At 47.1% G+C, this 16,739-nt stretch carries 17 protein-coding genes; 6 read left to right on the top strand and 11 right to left on the bottom strand.

The genetic code is table 11. The features are described from left to right. Positions 1-113: 113 nt before the first annotated feature. Together LZD49_RS19530 and serS are read left to right on the top strand one after the other, a co-directional pair. Positions 114-1,472: an aspartate kinase gene (locus LZD49_RS19530; RefSeq protein ID WP_234669251.1), complete on the top strand. Its 1,359-nt coding sequence runs from the start codon at positions 114-116 to the stop codon at positions 1,470-1,472. Between the two features lie 56 nt (positions 1,473-1,528). Next, complete coding sequence (serS, locus tag LZD49_RS19525) at positions 1,529-2,821, top strand: serine--tRNA ligase (RefSeq protein WP_234669250.1); 1,293 nt, start codon at positions 1,529-1,531, stop codon at positions 2,819-2,821. A 30-nt stretch (positions 2,822-2,851) separates the two neighbouring features. Here serS and LZD49_RS19520 read toward each other — a convergent pair whose 3' ends face one another. The 3 genes from LZD49_RS19520 to LZD49_RS19510 all read right to left on the bottom strand — a co-directional run bounded on the left by LZD49_RS19520 (position 2,852) and on the right by LZD49_RS19510 (position 6,765). Then, complete coding sequence (locus LZD49_RS19520; RefSeq protein ID WP_234669249.1) at positions 2,852-4,192, bottom strand: MutS-related protein; 1,341 nt, start codon at positions 4,190-4,192, stop codon at positions 2,852-2,854. A gap of 63 nt (positions 4,193-4,255) precedes the next feature. Further along, the gene (locus LZD49_RS19515; RefSeq protein ID WP_234669248.1) at positions 4,256-5,497 is read right to left on the bottom strand and encodes a hypothetical protein; all 1,242 of its coding nucleotides are present in this window, start codon (positions 5,495-5,497) and stop codon (positions 4,256-4,258) included. Then, a complete protein-coding gene (locus tag LZD49_RS19510; RefSeq protein ID WP_234669247.1) occupies positions 5,494-6,765 on the bottom strand; it encodes a hypothetical protein in 1,272 nt (423 codons plus the stop codon). Before LZD49_RS19510 ends, LZD49_RS19515 begins: the two co-directional genes overlap by 4 nt. Before the next feature lie 186 nt (positions 6,766-6,951). On the opposite strand from LZD49_RS19510, the gene LZD49_RS19505 reads away from it, so the two are divergent. Beyond that, on the top strand, positions 6,952-8,091 hold the full coding sequence (locus tag LZD49_RS19505; protein ID WP_234669265.1) for an acyl-CoA dehydrogenase: 1,140 nt from the start codon (positions 6,952-6,954) through the stop codon (positions 8,089-8,091). 172 nt (positions 8,092-8,263) lie between these two features. After that, positions 8,264-9,193 (top strand): AraC family transcriptional regulator, encoded by a 930-nt coding sequence (locus LZD49_RS19500; RefSeq protein WP_234669246.1) that lies wholly within the window; start codon positions 8,264-8,266, stop codon positions 9,191-9,193. Positions 9,194-9,263: 70 nt separating this feature from the next. Here LZD49_RS19500 and LZD49_RS19495 read toward each other — a convergent pair whose 3' ends face one another. Beyond that, positions 9,264-9,695: a nuclear transport factor 2 family protein gene (locus LZD49_RS19495; RefSeq protein WP_234669245.1), complete on the bottom strand. Its 432-nt coding sequence runs from the start codon at positions 9,693-9,695 to the stop codon at positions 9,264-9,266. 55 nt (positions 9,696-9,750) lie between these two features. Here LZD49_RS19495 and LZD49_RS19490 point away from each other — a divergent pair, with 55 nt between their 5' ends. Beyond that, positions 9,751-10,140 carry a hypothetical protein gene (locus tag LZD49_RS19490; protein WP_234669244.1) on the top strand — a complete coding sequence of 130 codons (390 nt, stop codon included), beginning with the start codon at positions 9,751-9,753 and terminating at the stop codon, positions 10,138-10,140. On the opposite strand, the gene nadD is transcribed toward LZD49_RS19490, so the two are convergent. The 7 genes from nadD to LZD49_RS19455 all read right to left on the bottom strand — a co-directional run bounded on the left by nadD (position 10,141) and on the right by LZD49_RS19455 (position 14,983). Next, positions 10,141-10,713 carry a nicotinate (nicotinamide) nucleotide adenylyltransferase gene (gene nadD / locus LZD49_RS19485; protein ID WP_234669243.1) on the bottom strand — a complete coding sequence of 191 codons (573 nt, stop codon included), beginning with the start codon at positions 10,711-10,713 and terminating at the stop codon, positions 10,141-10,143. It abuts the gene before it with no gap. A gap of 15 nt (positions 10,714-10,728) precedes the next feature. Further along, entirely contained in the window at positions 10,729-11,298 is a 570-nt protein-coding gene (gene gmk, locus LZD49_RS19480) for a guanylate kinase (protein WP_234669242.1), read from the bottom strand. Between the two features lie 9 nt (positions 11,299-11,307). Continuing rightward, positions 11,308-11,595, bottom strand: a complete 288-nt coding sequence (locus LZD49_RS19475) for a phosphohydrolase (protein WP_234669241.1) — start codon at positions 11,593-11,595, stop codon at positions 11,308-11,310. An 82-nt stretch (positions 11,596-11,677) separates the two neighbouring features. Next, positions 11,678-12,277: a sigma-70 family RNA polymerase sigma factor gene (locus LZD49_RS19470; RefSeq protein WP_015813277.1), complete on the bottom strand. Its 600-nt coding sequence runs from the start codon at positions 12,275-12,277 to the stop codon at positions 11,678-11,680. A 221-nt stretch (positions 12,278-12,498) separates the two neighbouring features. Further along, positions 12,499-12,969: a hypothetical protein gene (locus LZD49_RS19465; RefSeq protein WP_234669240.1), complete on the bottom strand. Its 471-nt coding sequence runs from the start codon at positions 12,967-12,969 to the stop codon at positions 12,499-12,501. 29 nt (positions 12,970-12,998) lie between these two features. Further along, positions 12,999-13,841, bottom strand: a complete 843-nt coding sequence (gene mreC, locus LZD49_RS19460; RefSeq protein WP_234669239.1) for a rod shape-determining protein MreC — start codon at positions 13,839-13,841, stop codon at positions 12,999-13,001. Between the two features lie 116 nt (positions 13,842-13,957). Continuing rightward, positions 13,958-14,983, bottom strand: coding sequence for a rod shape-determining protein (locus LZD49_RS19455; RefSeq protein ID WP_015813280.1), 1,026 nt, complete (start codon positions 14,981-14,983; stop codon positions 13,958-13,960). A gap of 246 nt (positions 14,984-15,229) precedes the next feature. Here LZD49_RS19455 and LZD49_RS19450 point away from each other — a divergent pair, with 246 nt between their 5' ends. Continuing rightward, positions 15,230-16,732 (top strand): GH3 auxin-responsive promoter family protein, encoded by a 1,503-nt coding sequence (locus LZD49_RS19450; RefSeq protein ID WP_234669238.1) that lies wholly within the window; start codon positions 15,230-15,232, stop codon positions 16,730-16,732. Positions 16,733-16,739: the final 7 nt, after the last annotated feature.

Below are 16,739 nucleotides of genomic sequence, written 5' to 3'. Positions count from 1 at the left end.
CACGGCGGCTCATTCATAAGCCACATATTCACTCACTCATTCACTCATTCGAAATTCACTCATTCAGTCATTGAAAATTCAATCATTCAGTCATTCAATCATTCAAATCAGTTATGCAAGTCTGGAAATTTGGCGGCACTTCGGTAGGAAAGCCTGAGCGTATGCATTCAATCCGCGAACTCCTCAACAATGATCCTAATCGTAAAATCGTGGTGTTGTCAGCATTGTCTGGCTCAACCAACGCCCTGATCGCTATCGGAGAGGCAGCCAAATCGTACGACGATGCCAAGGCTGCAGCTTTGATCGAGGAATTGAAGAACCATTATGATCTGTTTATCAAGGAACTGTATTCGACGCCCGAAGGACTGTCGAATGGTCACCAGATCGTTGATGCGGAGTTTGGTTTCATCAAATCAGTAGTGGGGGTTAAGCCGTTCACGATCAAGCAAGAGAAAGAGCTGGTCGCCGAAGGGGAGATATTGAGTACCAAAATGTTCCAGGCGTATTTGGAAGAAAAAGGCGAAAGCGCTGTGTTGCTGCCCGCATTGGATTTCATGCGTATTGATGCCGATGGCGAGCCGGAACTGGCAACGATTGAAGAGAAATTGGTGACGATTTTGAACCAATATACCGACAAGCAAACGATCGTTACGCAAGGCTTCATTTGCCGTAATCCTCGTGAGGAAGTCGACAATCTGAAAAGAGGCGGTTCTGATTATACGGCTTCTTTGATCGGTGGTGCCATTCGCGCCGATGAAATCCAAATTTGGACCGACATCGACGGAATGCATAACAACGACCCCCGCATTGTGAAACGTACTTTCCCAATTCGTGAGCTGACGTTCGAAGAAGCGGCTGAATTGGCTTATTTCGGTGCGAAAATTTTGCATCCAAGCACTATCACGCCTGCCAAACTGAGAGGCGTGCCGGTCCGTTTGAAAAATACCATGCAGCCGGAAGCCCCTGGAACGCTGATCGCTACCCAGACCTCCGACCGCGACATCAAGGCCATCGCAGCGAAAGACAATATCACGGCGATTTACATTCACTCGACCCGTATGCTGAATGCTTACGGCTTCCTTCGCAGGGTGTTTGAAATTTTTGAAAAGTATAAAACACCGGTGGATATGATCACGACTTCCGAAGTGTCGGTGTCTGTAACGATCGATAACTCCGAAAACCTGGAACAGATTAGCGCTGAATTACGTGAATTTGCTGATTTGGAAGAACATGACCGCGACCAGAATATTATTTGCATCGTTGGTAATTTCAGTGCCGATAAGGAAGGCATTGCGCTGAAAGTGCTTGATGCTATGAAAAATATTCCAATAAGAATGATTTCGTACGGAGCTTCTGAGCACAACCTATCGCTTCTGATCCATTCAAAATACAAAGCGGAGGCACTGAACGTGCTTAACGAGCGTCTGTTCTTTTACGAAGATGCCATGAAGGACATCTTCACCGCGCCTTGATCTAAAGCATTTACAAATATAAAAAGCTGATCGCCACAGCCGACAGCCGACAGCCAATGTTACAAACCAATTTTATCCGTGAAAACCGGGATCTGACGATCGCTGGGTTGACGAAAAAGCACTTTAAAGATGCTGAACAGGCGGTAGACCATATCATCGGACTCGATGCGAAGAGGCGCCAGATCCAACAAGAACTGGACGATACGCTCGCGGCATCCAACAACATAGCCAAAGAAATAGGCACCTTGATGAAGTCGGGGCAAAAAGCGGAGGCAGAAGCCGCGAAGGCCAATACGGCTGCATTAAAAGAGCGTTCGAGGGCATTGGAGGAAGAACACAAGGGCGTTGAAACTACATTGCTCGAAGAGCTTGTGAAGCTGCCGAATTTGCCACACGAAAGTGTTCCCGAAGGTCGTACTGCCGAGGACAATGTAACTGTACTGGAAGCCGGTACAAAGCCCACATTGCATGAAGGTGCATTGCCGCACTGGGATCTCATCAAAAAGCTGGGCGGTGACCAGGCCCCCATCATCGATTTCGAGCTTGGTAATAAGATTACGGGCGCGGGTTTCCCTGTGTACAAAGGCAAAGCCGCCCGTTTGCAGCGCGCTATGATCGCATTCTTCCTCAATGAGGCCGGCAATGCGGGTTACACCGAAGTGCAGCCGCCAATCGTGGTGAATGCAGATTCCGGATTTGCTACCGGACAACTTCCCGACAAGGAGGGCCAAATGTACCACGATGCGCAGGATGATCTTTACCTGATCCCGACCGCCGAGGTGCCGGTTACAAACCTTTACCGAGACGTCATTGTCGCTGAGAGTGAATTGCCAGTTAAGAATGCAGCGTTCACGCCTTGCTTTCGAAGGGAGGCAGGAAGCTGGGGCGCGCACGTGCGTGGGCTGAACCGTTTGCATCAGTTCGACAAGGTGGAGATCGTGCAAATCAACAAGCCGGAGGATTCTTATAAAGCCCTCGACGAAATGGTGGCGCACGTGAAAAGCCTGCTGGAAAAGCTGGAACTGCCGTATCGCATTCTCCGCTTGTGCGGCGGCGATATGGGTTTCACGTCCGCATTGACCTACGATTTCGAAGTCTGGTCGGCCGGGCAGCAGCGCTGGCTGGAATGCAGTTCGATTTCGAATTTTGAAACCTACCAGGCCAACCGCCTGAAACTGCGTTATAAAAATGCCGAAAAGAAAACGCAACTGCTTCACACGTTGAACGGATCGGCATTGGCATTGCCTCGTATTGTAGCCGCATTGCTCGAAAACAATCAGCAACCCAACGGAACAGTAAAAGTACCTGGTGTGCTGGTGCCCTATTGCGGCTTTGATGTAATTGAATAAGAAATTTTGATAATTAGATGCGGGAGGCTCTCATGTTAGTGGGCCTCCCGCATTTCGTAACAGGGCGGTCACGCCTGTCTGATCCATAATGAGACGCCCTACTTTCTCGAACGCTGCGCCTTCTTCTATTTTAAATGTGTTATGGAATTGACTATCGGTAATGTGGGTGCGGAAACAACGGAAACTAAACTTCATGCGTTTGTCATAGTGGCCGATCAGTTCGTGAAGATGGGTTGAGACGAGGAAATAGGAGCCGGTGAAATTTGCGAAGCCATCGAGCACCGTTTTGGAACAATGCAATGCATCTTCCTGATTGGTGCCTCTGAATAATTCATCCACGATCACAAAACAGTTTTCGCCATTGCTCAACGCTTGTGAGATCTGTTTAATACGCATCATTTCTTTGTAAAAATGGCTGAAACCCAGGTCAAGGTCGTCGGAGAGGTGAATCGAGGTAAAAAGACGATCTATAAAAGTCAGGTGAAGCGATGTTGCCGGTACAGGCCAGCCCAGATGTGCGAGGTAGACAATGACGCCGCAGGTTTTGAGGAAAGTTGTTTTGCCGCTCGTATTTGCACCGGTCAGGATACAAACGGAATGATCGTCGGCCAATGCGAGATCATTCGCTACCGCGGCCGCTATCAGCGGATGCCAGGCGGCCTCTGTACGCAGCTCTTTTGCATGCAGGTCGAAAACCGGAAATGCGAGCTGATGCCTTCGTGCAGTTTTCACGATGGCCATACAGGCATCGAGTCGGTAAAGAGTGTCGAGCATTTGCCTGAACTCGTTTCTATGGCTGATCCGGAAATGATAGTCGAGGTAAAATGTGGAACTTTTCGAAAGCTTGCTATCATTCCCTTTAAGAAACAATGACAGAACAGGAGAGAAGATAAATTTCCGGAGCTCCGCAATATCCTCCGAGAGCTCGTCGGGAATTACAGTTTCCGACAGGTTGTTCAATGTCAACTGAATAGCCCGAACCAGCCGTAATGTCGCCAACACCCCACTTTGAATCCGGTAAAATTCTGCCCGGTTTTTCGCCGAATACCACCAGGTATCTACCCAATGCTTCATAGCATCCTGGGACATCGAATGCGCGACGCTCAATGCGTAATAGCTTTCTGCCGCCGCTGCGTATGCTTTTGCGATATTGACGCGCCATGCGTTCGGGTGTGCTGCGATCGCTTTCAGTAACTGCTGGAAGCGGAGGATTTGGCCGAGCGTATCCTTGGGCTTGGTAATGATACTCTTGAGATAATCGGCACCGCCGAGGGTTTCGGTTTGATTGTAGAAATTGAAAATGCTTCCCGAGCGGCCGTTTTCAGGCAAAAGTTGCAATTCCTTGAAGGTATGGCGATCGACGGGCTGCATTCGGGCGTTTTTGAGTAGTCCCAAATGTAAAAACCCATGTCGACAGCAAGCCGTTAAATAAAGTTAAACTTCGTGCTTTTTGGGAAAGGCAAGCCAGATGAAATAACCCGTGAGGAGTACAATGACGGTTTGCATGGAATAATCGATTAGCAACTCCGATGAAGCTGTGGTGTCCGACGGCGTCATATAGCAGGGCATCCCGAGCCGCCACCAATAAGACGGATGCACGACGCAGAGCAAGTTGAATACGAAAAGGATCGTAACCTGTGTTTTGTTCTTCCAATCAATCACATAGAATACCAGCGGGATCAGGAAAAGGAAGATGTAATTGCTGTAAGCGCTCTGTTGTACGATCATTATCGTAGCATATAACACGATCCAGACTTTAGAAAGCATTACCCGGAAATCGGCATTACGAAGCCGCCAGGCAGCCAGGCAAGCCAGCCCTACGGAAGCTACCAGCCCGATCCAGTTCCAGAATTTTTCTCCTACACCAATGGAATCGTAAAACCAAGGGTTGAGTATGGAAGGTATGTTAGGAGCGCGGAGTGTTTTGGCTTCGTCCAAAGGCTGCATAAATTCCAGGCCTACCAGCGGGTATAACACAGCGAGCGAGATAATGCCGATAATGGCAATGGGAATAACAAAACGGATTTTCTGTTTTTCGACCAAAAACAATGGAACCATAATGAGGACGAAAATAGCTTTTGTCATCAGCAGGCCGATCGCGAGAATGATCGCATACCATTCTACACGCAACGTACGCTCCCGCACGAGGTAGGCGAGGATTACAAAAAGCCACATCCAAACATCCTCTTGCGCGCCTATCACACACAACACAAGTGAGCCCGGCAAAAGCAGATAAATGATGGCCTGGAAAAGAAATGTGCCGCGGGATTGGAATGGCCTGAAAAAATGGTAGGATACGAACAATGCAATGCCGTCCATAGCAGCCATCGTCAGCACGATCATTTTGGGGCTGTACCAAAGTTTGAGCCAGATACCGAGGAAGTATGCGTAAAGTGGGGAATAGGGCGACCAGAAATCGCGATACACGACTTGCCCGACCGACGCCTTGCTGCCTTCGTCCCAGAAGCCGTTTACGTCTGATGTTGGCTCCATGTTGGCGACGAGGTAGACGGCAATGAATGGCAGAAGTCGGAGTACTACCCATGTGACGCCCAAGACGGCATTTGCAGATTTCTTTTCCAGCCAATCTGTCAACAAGCCTTTTTTAAAAAGCAATGCAGCCGTTAGGAACAATGCGGCAACGCTGATAGCGGTTTTGGCCAGGACTATGCTCATGCCGTTGCCAGAGTTTGGGACGGAACCACTTTGCGATAAGTTTCGCGGAGAATCCACAGGAAGCAAAGCACATTCAAGATCTGCAACCCGTATTCAAACAGGAACGAAGCATTGGCGAACATGCCCAGCGATTTGTACGCGGGCTGTTTGATATATACCCACACAAATGGCTGCACGACCGTAAGCCAGTTCAGCGCGAGCAGAACGACCACATGAACCGTTTTGCGGATATCAATGATTTCAAACAGAACGGCCATGAGGTAGGCGATCACATATGCGCCCATGGCACTGGCCTGGAATAGCATCATGCACACAAAGCAGGCGATGAAAATGCCCGGCAAAACTTCACTGATATGCCGATGACGCGCTTTAAAGGCCATATAAACCGGTATGAAAACCGTGAAAAGCAATCCAATCCAGTTGATAAGCGTGGATTTCTTCTCATCTACATGAAAAACGATTTCAATGAAAGGCCTTAAAACGGAAAACAAGTTGGGTGTCATCAACTGCTCAGTATGCCGGATGGGCATCAGGAACAGATCGCCGATCTGCCAATATAAGAAACCAACTGCCGGTAAGCCAACCGCCGCCATGACCAGCAGCATTTTAATCGGCTTTTTCACCATGACCAGCATCGCCGGAAGCAGAAATATGAATGTCACCTTAATGGTCAGCAATGTTAGCGCATATAAAAGCCCGATACCGACCTCGTAATTGCTTCTGTTTTTTAAAGTGTAGCGCCAGATCAGCAACGCTGCGCCCCAGAACCACACCTCTTCCTGCCCATCAACCAGAATGTACATAAATGCGGCAGGAAGCATATAGTAAATGGCTGCCAGTTGCAACGCTTTCGGGCTCTTGCTTTTATAGGTATCATAGGTAAGCCACAGAATAGCGCTTTCCATCAATACCATAAAAAGTACAATAGCCCGTGCATTATGCCAGATCCACACCGGAATGCTGATAATGTAGGCGTAAAGCGGTGCATGGTACGACCAGAAATCGCGGTATACGAACCCGCCGGCCTTGGCGCCTTCCGCTTTGTAGAAAAAGAAGGGGATATCGCCGCGCGGTTCCTCGTTGATGATAAGGAAAATGCCGATCCAGGGAATGAGCCGGAAAAGCACGAAACCCAGCGTAAAAATCAATCTGTCGTTTTCCTGCTGCCATTTTAAGAAAAGATCCGAACGGCTGATTGTCCAGATAATTCCGATTGTCAATGCGAGGTTAATGAGCAGCTTAATGTAAAAAACGGTAAGGACGGGCATGTGTAATCTGTCGTGATCAGGGCGCAAACTTAAGACAACTTTTCTTCAAATTGAGCTTCAAAACCCAAAGTTTTAATCGGTTAGACAATTGTATGCTTGCATACTGTTTTTGGAAATCCTATTTTTGAAAATCTTCGTCCTCAAAAATCAACGTCTTCTATGTCAGCTACGCAACCACTTTCCGGAATGGACTTCAACCTTAGTGAAGAGCACCTGGCTGTGCAAGCCGCTGCACGTGATTTTGCACAAACCGAATTGCTTGCGGGTGTTATCGAACGGGATACAGTCCAGTATTTTGATCCGGCTTTGTTGCGTAAAATGGCTGAATTGGGCCTTTTGGGTATGATGGTAGCCCCTGAATATGGCGGCGGCGGCATGGATACGCTCGCTTATGTGCTTGCGATGGAGGAGATTTCGAAGATCGACGCTTCTGCCGGCGTGATTATGTCGGTAAATAATTCGCTGGTTTGCTGGGGGCTTGAAAAGTATGGTACGGAGGACCAAAAACAGCGGTATCTGACCCGCCTCGCTTCCGGCGAGATCATCGGCGCATTTTGCCTGTCTGAACCGGAAGCCGGTTCAGACGCCACTTCACAGCACACGACTGCGTTTCCGAATGGTGACCATTATTTATTGAACGGCACCAAGAACTGGATCACGAATGGCGGTACATCGTCGGTGTGCCTCGTCATTGCGCAGACGCATCCTGAACTGCGGCATAAGGGGATTAATGTATTAATTGTCGAGAAGGGTTGGGAAGGTTTTTCGGTAGGCAAGAAAGAGGATAAAATGGGCATACGGGCGTCAGATACAAATAGTTTAATGTTTTTAGATGTAAAAGTACCTGCGGGAAACCGGATCGGTGAGGATGGTTTCGGTTTCAAGTTCGCGATGAATGTGCTGAATGGCGGTCGGATTGGGATCGCGGCACAGGCACTGGGAATTGCGGAAGGTGCGTTTGAACTTTCCTTAAAATATTCCAAGGAAAGAAAGACATTCGGCAAGCCAATCGCCGAACACCAGGCGATCCAATTCAAATTGTCCGAAATGGCCACGAAAATTGAGGCTGCCCGGTTACTTGTTTATAGGGCCGCCCGGTTGAAAGATGAAGGAAAGGACTACGTTCAGGCAGCGGCGATGGCAAAGTTGTATGCATCTGAAATAGCGATGTGGGTGACAACGGAGGCCGTCCAGGTGCACGGAGGCTACGGTTATGTGAAAGAATACCATGTTGAAAGGCTAATGCGCGATGCTAAAATTACACAGATTTATGAGGGTACCTCCGAAATCCAAAAACTCGTAATAGCCCGTGAGCTTCTCAAATGATCCGGTTTTCCCGGGAAAGTCGATTTTATTCTGAATCTTGGATTAAAATAATATCAAAATATCACTTTTTTTTAAATTTTTGTGAAACTATACTTGTATTAGTTTTGTACAATTTATTAGATTTGTACAAAATTTGAATAATCGGTCAAAACGACCCTTAAATATATCAAGTATGGAAGATTATAATAAGATTATTGAGTCGTTAGGAGTGAAATTTGTGAAGGCCCGTCATATCAGGATTTTACAACCCATCACAATCAAAAACTTTTACGATGTACAGAACTCCCTGACCATTCTGTACGATGGCGAAGTATCTTTCGGTTCAGAAGAGTCGCAGAGAGTTGAGGAAGGGGATATGCTATTTATTCCGGGAGGCAAGCACGCCACAGTGACGTACGGTAATACGCAGACAGCCAAGACCGTATCGAACGAAGAGTTCATGACCAATCGTGACAATTATATAGAAGCAGGCCACGATCCCGCATTGATCGGGAAGTTGCCTAACTCTTTCGGATTGATTTCCTTCGAAGCGAAAGTATTTGATACCGTTAATTTCTTCACTTCCCTGGACGTACCTCCGTTCCTGATCAAACGTGATGATCAGATTGCAGCGACGATTAATCAGATTTTAACGGAAGATATGCTCGATACACCTGGAAAAGGCCGTATCATCAAGATCAAAACCGAAGAGGTGGTGATCGAGATCATCCGATACATTCTAAAAAATAAACTGTTCGTCGAGCAACTCGTAACGAACAGTACTTATTTCAAAGACCCTCGTCTGATCGACATTTTCGCTTACATCAAAGATAATCTGGGCGGTGACCTGTCAAACAAGGTTCTAGCGAACGTGGCGAACGTTTCAGAGGATTATGTAGGACAGTATTTCAAAATGCTGACCGGTATCAACCCGCAAGATTACATCGAATACCAGCGGATGGAAAAGGCTGTGGATCTGCTCCGCACGTCAAAGAAAAGCATCCGCGCGATCGGTTCCGATGTGGGTTACAAAGACACAGCTTATTTTTGCCGCCGATTCAAGATGATGTTCGGTATCCCGGCCGGGAAGATGCGCCGTCGCGAATCGCTGATGAATGTTTAGAATGTAATGTTAGACTATAAATTGAAAAAGAGAACTGGTTCCGGTTCTCTTTTTTTATGCCTAAACTTAATTATTGTACAGGCGTCAATTGGATCGTCGTAACCCTCCATTTCCCTCCAGAGCGCACGCACACCGTCGTGTATGCGACGTCGCCGTTAAAGCTATTATTCTGAATCCTCGCGCTTACATTCCAAAGGCCCTGCACCATGGTCACATCTCCGTACGTACGCGTGCGTGCGCCCGTAAGGATGCCGGAGTCGACGATAATGTAACCCTGCGCGATAGCCTGTTGCAATGACCGTCCGTCGATGGTCTGGCCATTGAAGTTAATGACCGTAAAATCGGCTGACACAAGGCCGGTAATAGTCACGGCATCTTCTTCAAGCATTGCTTTAAAAAACAAATTGGAGCAATCTGTGCCGTCGATGGGCTGGGGGGCATTGTTCTGGCCAATGGCCGGGAGGATAGCCAGGGTCAGGAGTATGGTTAGGAGTTGTTTCATATTCTCGTGTTGTATGGCTAGATTCGCTGCTGTTTTGAATGAACGAATCATGACAATGAAATTATCTATAAAAGTTCTTCTTACCACATTGATTGGCATAGTGGCCGCCTGTTCCAGTACCCCTGATAAATTAGGCAATCTGGACCTTAAAAAATGGCGCGGCGACCGTGGTGGTTGTGACGATGCGCGAAAAGCGCTGGAAGCCGATTTTAAAAGTGTTGAAAAAGAATTGAAGGGAAAGTTCGCCGATACGATCGGAGAGTTGCTAGGCAGGCCAGACATTCAGCAGCTCGGCGAGCGTAATATTAAATTCTACGTGTATTTTCTTGAAAAGGGCCCGCAATGCGAGAATATGCAGGCGAAATCGGATTCACGGAAGGTGATCCTGAAATTCAATGCAGTCGGCTTATTATCAGAAATCACCTACCAGGACAGGCCGCTCTGATCATACATAAAACTTCTTGATCTTAATCAGCTGCTCCACCGGCTCGGGCACCATGTAACGGATTGACTGGCCGTTTTTAATGCAGGCGCGAAGGAATGTGGCCGAAATATCGAGCAGCGGCGCTTGCACGAATTTCACATGGGGATGGTTACCGAATGCGTGCGCCTTTGAGCTGGGGCGTGGGTAGACGTATAGTCCGGTGTATTCAAGTATTTTCTCGTAGTTCTTCCAGTTCGGAAATTGCGCCAGGTTATCCTCGCCCATGATTAGCTTAAACTCATGCTGTGGATATTTTTCCTGCAAACGCACGAGCGTATCGATCGTGTAGCTCGGCTTAGGCATGTGAAATTCGATATCAGTTGCCCGGAGCAATGCATTATCCGAAATAGCACGTTGCACGAGGTCGAAACGATCGAATTCGTGCAACAGGCTGCTGTTTTTTTTGAACGGATTTTGAGGGCTTACGATAAACCAGACCTGTTCGAGGTCCGTTGTGGTAGCCATCGTGTTGGCGATGATCAGGTGCCCGGTATGGATTGGATTAAACGATCCGAAAAACAGGCCGACTTTCATCGCTGACAATAAAATTTAGGATTGAATAAATGTCTGAACGAGTTCCTCCGCTTTGGCAAGTGCCTCTTCCAGGTGATCATTGACAAGGACCTGGTCAAATTCATGTTCGAAACTTTGTTCATAGCGCACTTTGGCGAGGCGGGTTGCAAGGGTTTCGGGTGTTTCGGTCCCACGCCGTGCAAGGCGGCGTTTGATTTCTTCGTCGGAGGTAACTTTCACAAATATACCAAGTGCGGCATCGCCATATGCTTCTTTCAGTTTTAACCCTCCTTTCACGTCCACATCGAAGAGAACGTGTTTGCCTTCGTCCCAAAGGCGTTGTATTTCGGCTTTAAGGGTGCCGTAATAGTTGCCAGCGTAAACTTCTTCCCATTCCGCGAACTGCTGATCTGCGATTTTCTGGCGAAAATCCTGTAAGGTTAGAAAGTAGTAATCTTTGCCATCCACTTCATGGTCTCTCCGTGTGCGGGTGCATGCCGAGACAGAGAATGCCAGTTGCTGTGTGTATTTATTTAAAAGATGCCTTACGATGGTAGTCTTTCCGGATCCGGAAGGGGCAGAAAATATGATAAGCTTACCTTTCACTCGAACAGATTAACTGTTAATTTTTGACATGATTGTATTTAGGATGCTCTCCGGACAAGGCTTCTTGACAATTTTGAAATTGAGAGAGTCTTTGATACATTTTTCAAGACGGTACGCCTCGATGCAAGGGATACATTTGTCCATGTTTTCGCGGAAATGGTCCTTCTCTGCTTCACTCGCCTCGTCATCCAGGATGGCCTGAATGACTTTCATACACTCAGCATGATGCTCGCAGGTATGCTTCATTTGTTTTTGCGCAACTTCTGTTACAGAAGGCGTCGTGGAAGATGCATTCATTAGTTAAAATGAAAAAAGAATAATGGAATATATGTACAGTTGTACCCTATAACCGAAGAGGTTGCAAAAAAAGTTTCACAACCTATGAATCATATCCCATTGAGCTCGCGTAACTTCTGAGTTTTTCTTTCAGAAGGTTACGTGCGCGGTGCAATCTGGACCTCACCGTTCCGATCGGAATGTCCAGGATTTTGGCCATCTCTTCGTAGGTGAAACCTTCGATATCGCAGAGAATAATGACCGTTCTGAAGTCGACAGGCAGGGCGTTGAGTGCATTAGCGACCTCATCGCCGATTAGTTCCTGTACAGCATCGGCACGGAGGTCTACGGTATAAGTGGTATCGGATGCTTCCTCAGAATTATAGGTCGTTTCAACTTCCTGATAATCAACTTTGGAAGGTTCTTTACTTTTTTTACGGTAGTCGTTGATGAAGCTGTTTTTGAGGATCCTGAAAAGCCAGGCTTTTGCATTGGTACCCTGCTCAAAAGAAGATATAAAACGGAACGCCTTCAGATATGTATCTTGAACCAGGTCATTGGCATCGTCCTCGTCCATGGTAAGTCGGAAGGCGAAGTTGTACATGGAATCGATGTGTGGCATGAACTCGCGGTTAAATACTTCATAACGAAGATCATCCGTGTATTCATTAGTCGTGAGCGTTTCTGACATGGCAACTAACATAGGAATGCTGAATTTACAAAGATTAATAACAGCTCCAATTCATACAAATTAAAATTTGACAAACGGCTGATTGGAGCGCCCTAACTGCCCTTTTTTCACGATAAAATTAAATAGAGATGGGATAACTGATTAGCCTCCCAAACGGTGCCGCTTCCTATCGTTAATTTAATGTTAATACATCAAATTTCGAGCCAAAAAGGCGGTTCCGCCAAAATGTCATACTATCGTTTGGAGAAAAGTTCCAGCAGGATAATCAGGATAGTTGTGAACAAAGTGCTGGCACCGATGCGGATCAAGGTATACAGGATCATTCCAAAGTTGTTCATCTCCATCAGGAACAACATAGAATGGTGTAAGAGGATCAAAGGAAAAATGTACGACACGAACGCCCCAAACCCTTGCGCACGTATGCCTACCTCCGCGCGTTCGGCCCCGCGCGACTTCATCTGATAATGGATCAGCAGTGGCCGCAGGTAGGCGATCAGCACCGTGGCAGAAGCGTGCATACCAAAGGTGTTGGAAAAAACATCGACGGTAAAACCGATACCAAATGCGATCAGGAGCGCGTACATCCGGTCCATATCGGCCGGCAAGAGCAGAATACCGGCAATGTAAATAAAGCAGAACGCGTAGTTGAAAAGTACGATATTCCGCATGAAGAAGATCTGCAAAAACAAGTAAAGCAGAATCATCAGGGAATATTGTATTGCCTCGCGTAAGCTCATTTCTTGGGTTCTATGGTTCTTAATTTAAGGTTTTCCTGTTCTACAAGTTGGTGATTTTGTACCACATACACGTAGGAGAGGTTCCGGAAGTCGGTTGCGAGGCGGAGGGTAATGTTATAAAATGTCTGGTTCGGATTCACGGCTACGCTTTCCACCTTTCCGACCATAATGTTGGGTGGGAAAACAGAATTTTGATCTGACGTTACCGCCGAATCACCCTTAAAAACCTTGGTATACTTCGAAACGTCAATCATGTCAATGAGATTAGGATCTTTTCCGTCCCATTTGGCGTAACCAATTTCCTTACTACGGATCAGTTTGGACGAAACCATAAACTGAGAATGCAGGATCGAAGTGATCACCGAATAGTTTGCAGAGCAGAACCGAACCTTCCCCACCACACCTGTTGCCGAAATGACTCCCATACCCGGCTTAATGCCATCTGCTGTTCCCTTATCGATCGTGATTACGTTGTTCGCCTTGTTGGTTTCATTATCAACTACTTTGGCGATCGTGTAAGTATAACGTGCTGCAAATGCGGAATCGGGCGTGTAACCCGCAGGGGCCTCACGGGGCTTTTGCTGGCTCAATGTGGTCACCATGGCATGCAGGCGCGCATTCTCGTTCGCTAGGTCGGCATTGATCTCGTCTAGTTTCGTATAGTCGCGTACTGAGTTCGAAAACGCGAGTGTTTTGGCTACGTAATAATTGGAAGTATTGAAATAGGTAGCTCCCCAGTAGGTATTGTTGCGCACAATCAGCCAGACACTGAGTACTTCCAGTAATACAAAAACCAAGAAGAAACGATTCCGGACAACGAAATCAACGAGTTGGAGCATGGGGTTAAATGTTCACGCGCAATTCATCAATCGGCACGCTGCGCGGCGCATCATGCGCAAAAATAGAAATTTTTTACGCATGATGCGCCGACTGATGAACTGTGAGCGACCTAATCCTACGAAATCAGTACAGGCTTGTATAGTTCGAGGTTTTTGAGGACTTCCCCCGTACCCTTTACAACCGCTTTCAACGGATCGTCGGCGATGTGCACGGGCAATTTGGTTTTCTGAGCGATACGTCTGTCGAGCCCGTGGATCAGTGCGCCGCCGCCTGTAAGGTAAATACCGTTTTTGAAAATATCCGCAGAAAGCTCCGGAGGAGAAATTTCAAGGGCTTTCATGACACCCTCTTCAATTTTGGAGATCGACTTATCGAGAGAATAGGCGATTTCGCTGTAAGTGACACGGATTTCCTTGGGAATACCTGTCATAAGGTCACGGCCGCGGATCTGGTAGTCGTCCAATGGCACTTCTAGTTCAGGAGAAGCGGAACCGATCGCCATTTTAATGAGTTCGGCAGAACGCTCACCAATCAGCAGGTTGTGCTCGCGGCGCATGTAATCCACGATATCACGAGTGAAAACGTCACCTGCAATACGTACCGACTGCTCGCAAACGATACCTGACAACGCGATTACCGCGATTTCAGTAGTTCCACCGCCGATATCGACGATCATCACCCCATTAGGCTGTGTAATGTCGATGCCAATACCGATCGCCGCTGCGATTGGCTCATGAACCATGTATACTTCTTTCGCGCCAGCGTGCTCGCAAGAATCCTTTACCGCACGCTTTTCTACTTCCGTAATTCCCGAAGGAATACAAACTACCATGCGGTGAGAGGGAGTGAAGAAACGGCTGCCCGTGTCGATCATTTTGATCATTCCGCGGATCATCATTTCAGCCGCCGTAAAGTCGGCGATCACCCCGTCTTTTAGAGGACGGATTGTTTTGATATTCTCGTTCGTCTTCTCATGCATTTGCATTGCCGTGTGGCCGATCGCCAGTACTTTGCCGGTGGTTTTATCCATGGCAATGATCGACGGCTCATCAACAACAACTGTATCTTTATGGATGATCAGAGTATTGGCAGTACCCAAATCAATCGCTATATCGCTCGTCAAAAAATCAAACAATCCCATATATAATGTTAAAAACTTTGCTCACTTTGATTTCAGGAGGGCAAAATTACAGATTATTAACCACAAACAAAGGCATTTAAAAAATTTCGGTTTGGGCTGTCGTATAGGTGTAAAACTAGTTCCAGAGGGGGGTGCAATGGGCTTTCCGACGCCGCCTCCAACCGGGTTTCCAACCGGATTTCCAACCGGGTTAGAGACCCGGTAAAATCATTGAATTTGCAAATCCTGCGTACATTTGTTTTTACTATGGGAATCAGATCAATTTTGAGCAGGCCGCTGGCTCGTTACATTGTCAAACAGCAGCAGGAATGGATCGCTCGAAGCGTGGAGGTACAGGAAAAGTGGAGGTTGGAACTGGTGAAAAAGGCTGCTGGTACACAGTTTGGGAAAGATCATTTTTTTAAAGACATTCATAGCTATTCCGATTTCAAGGAAGCCGTTCCAATAAGCGACTATGAGGATCTGAAACCTTATGTCGAGAAAATAAAATCTGGGGAAAGTGATATTTTGTGGCCGGGCAAGCCTTTGTATTTTGCCAAAACATCGGGCACCACTTCCGGTACCAAATACATCCCTATTTCCAGGGACTCGATTTCCAACCACATCGACTCGGCGAAGAATGCCATTTTGACGTATATTGAAGAGACCCAAAGATCTGAATTTCTGGATAATAAGCTCATTTTCCTATCTGGTAGCCCGATACTGACAGAAACCGGTGGGGTGCTGACAGGCCGCTTGTCAGGGATTTCGAACCACCACGTGCCGGGCTATTTGCGCGCAAACCAACTGCCGACTTACGACACCAACTGCATCGAGGATTGGGAAACCAAGCTGGATAAGATCATCGCTGAAACGCTCGACCAGCGTATGTCACTCATTTCCGGCATTCCTCCCTGGGTGCAAATGTACTTCGACCGCATTATCGAGCGTACCGGCAAAAAGATCAAGGATGTTTTCCCCGATTTCTCACTCTTTATCTATGGTGGTGTAAACTTCGAACCCTACCGCGCGAAGCTGTTCGAATCCGTCGGCAAGCCTATTGATTCCATTGAATTATATCCTGCCTCCGAAGGCTTTCTGGCTTATCAGGATAAGCAGAATGACGATGGCCTGTTATTGTTGTTAGACACCGGTATTTTCTTCGAATTCCTTCCTGTGGAGCATTATTTCGATGAGAATCCTAAGCGACTATCAATCGGAGAAGTGGAGGTAGGGAAGAATTACGCTGTGATCGTTAACAATAATGCAGGATTATGGGGTTATTCGTTAGGCGATACTGTCAAGTTTGTTTCTATTGATCCTTACAAAATATTGGTTACCGGCCGTATCAAGCATTTTATTTCTGCATTTGGCGAGCACGTTATTGGCGAAGAAATTGAAAAAGCATTGAAATACGCATTGGAAAGACATCCGGAAACGGAAGTTGTAGAACTGACGGTTGCGCCGATGGTAAATTCGATGGATGGTGGGCTTCCTTATCATGAATGGCTGGTGGAATTTGCTACCCCGCCAAATAATTTGGAACAATTTGCGAAAGACCTTGATCGTCGCCTGATCGAGCTGAACATTTATTATAAAGACCTGATCACAGGAAGCATCTTGCGTCGCCTGGAACTTACCCCGTTGCGCAAGAACTCGTTTATCGACTACATGCGTGCAAATGGCAAGTTGGGCGGTCAGAATAAGGTGCCTCGCCTTTCCAACGACCGCAAGATCGCTGACGAACTAACCCGCCTGAACCGAAATTGAACCTAAC

The organism is Dyadobacter sp. CY261 (genome assembly GCF_021440085.1).
GTDB lineage: Bacteria > Bacteroidota > Bacteroidia > Cytophagales > Spirosomataceae > Dyadobacter.
The sequence above is the reverse complement of the archived record's forward strand: the minus strand, read 5'-3'. Positions and strand labels throughout refer to the sequence as shown.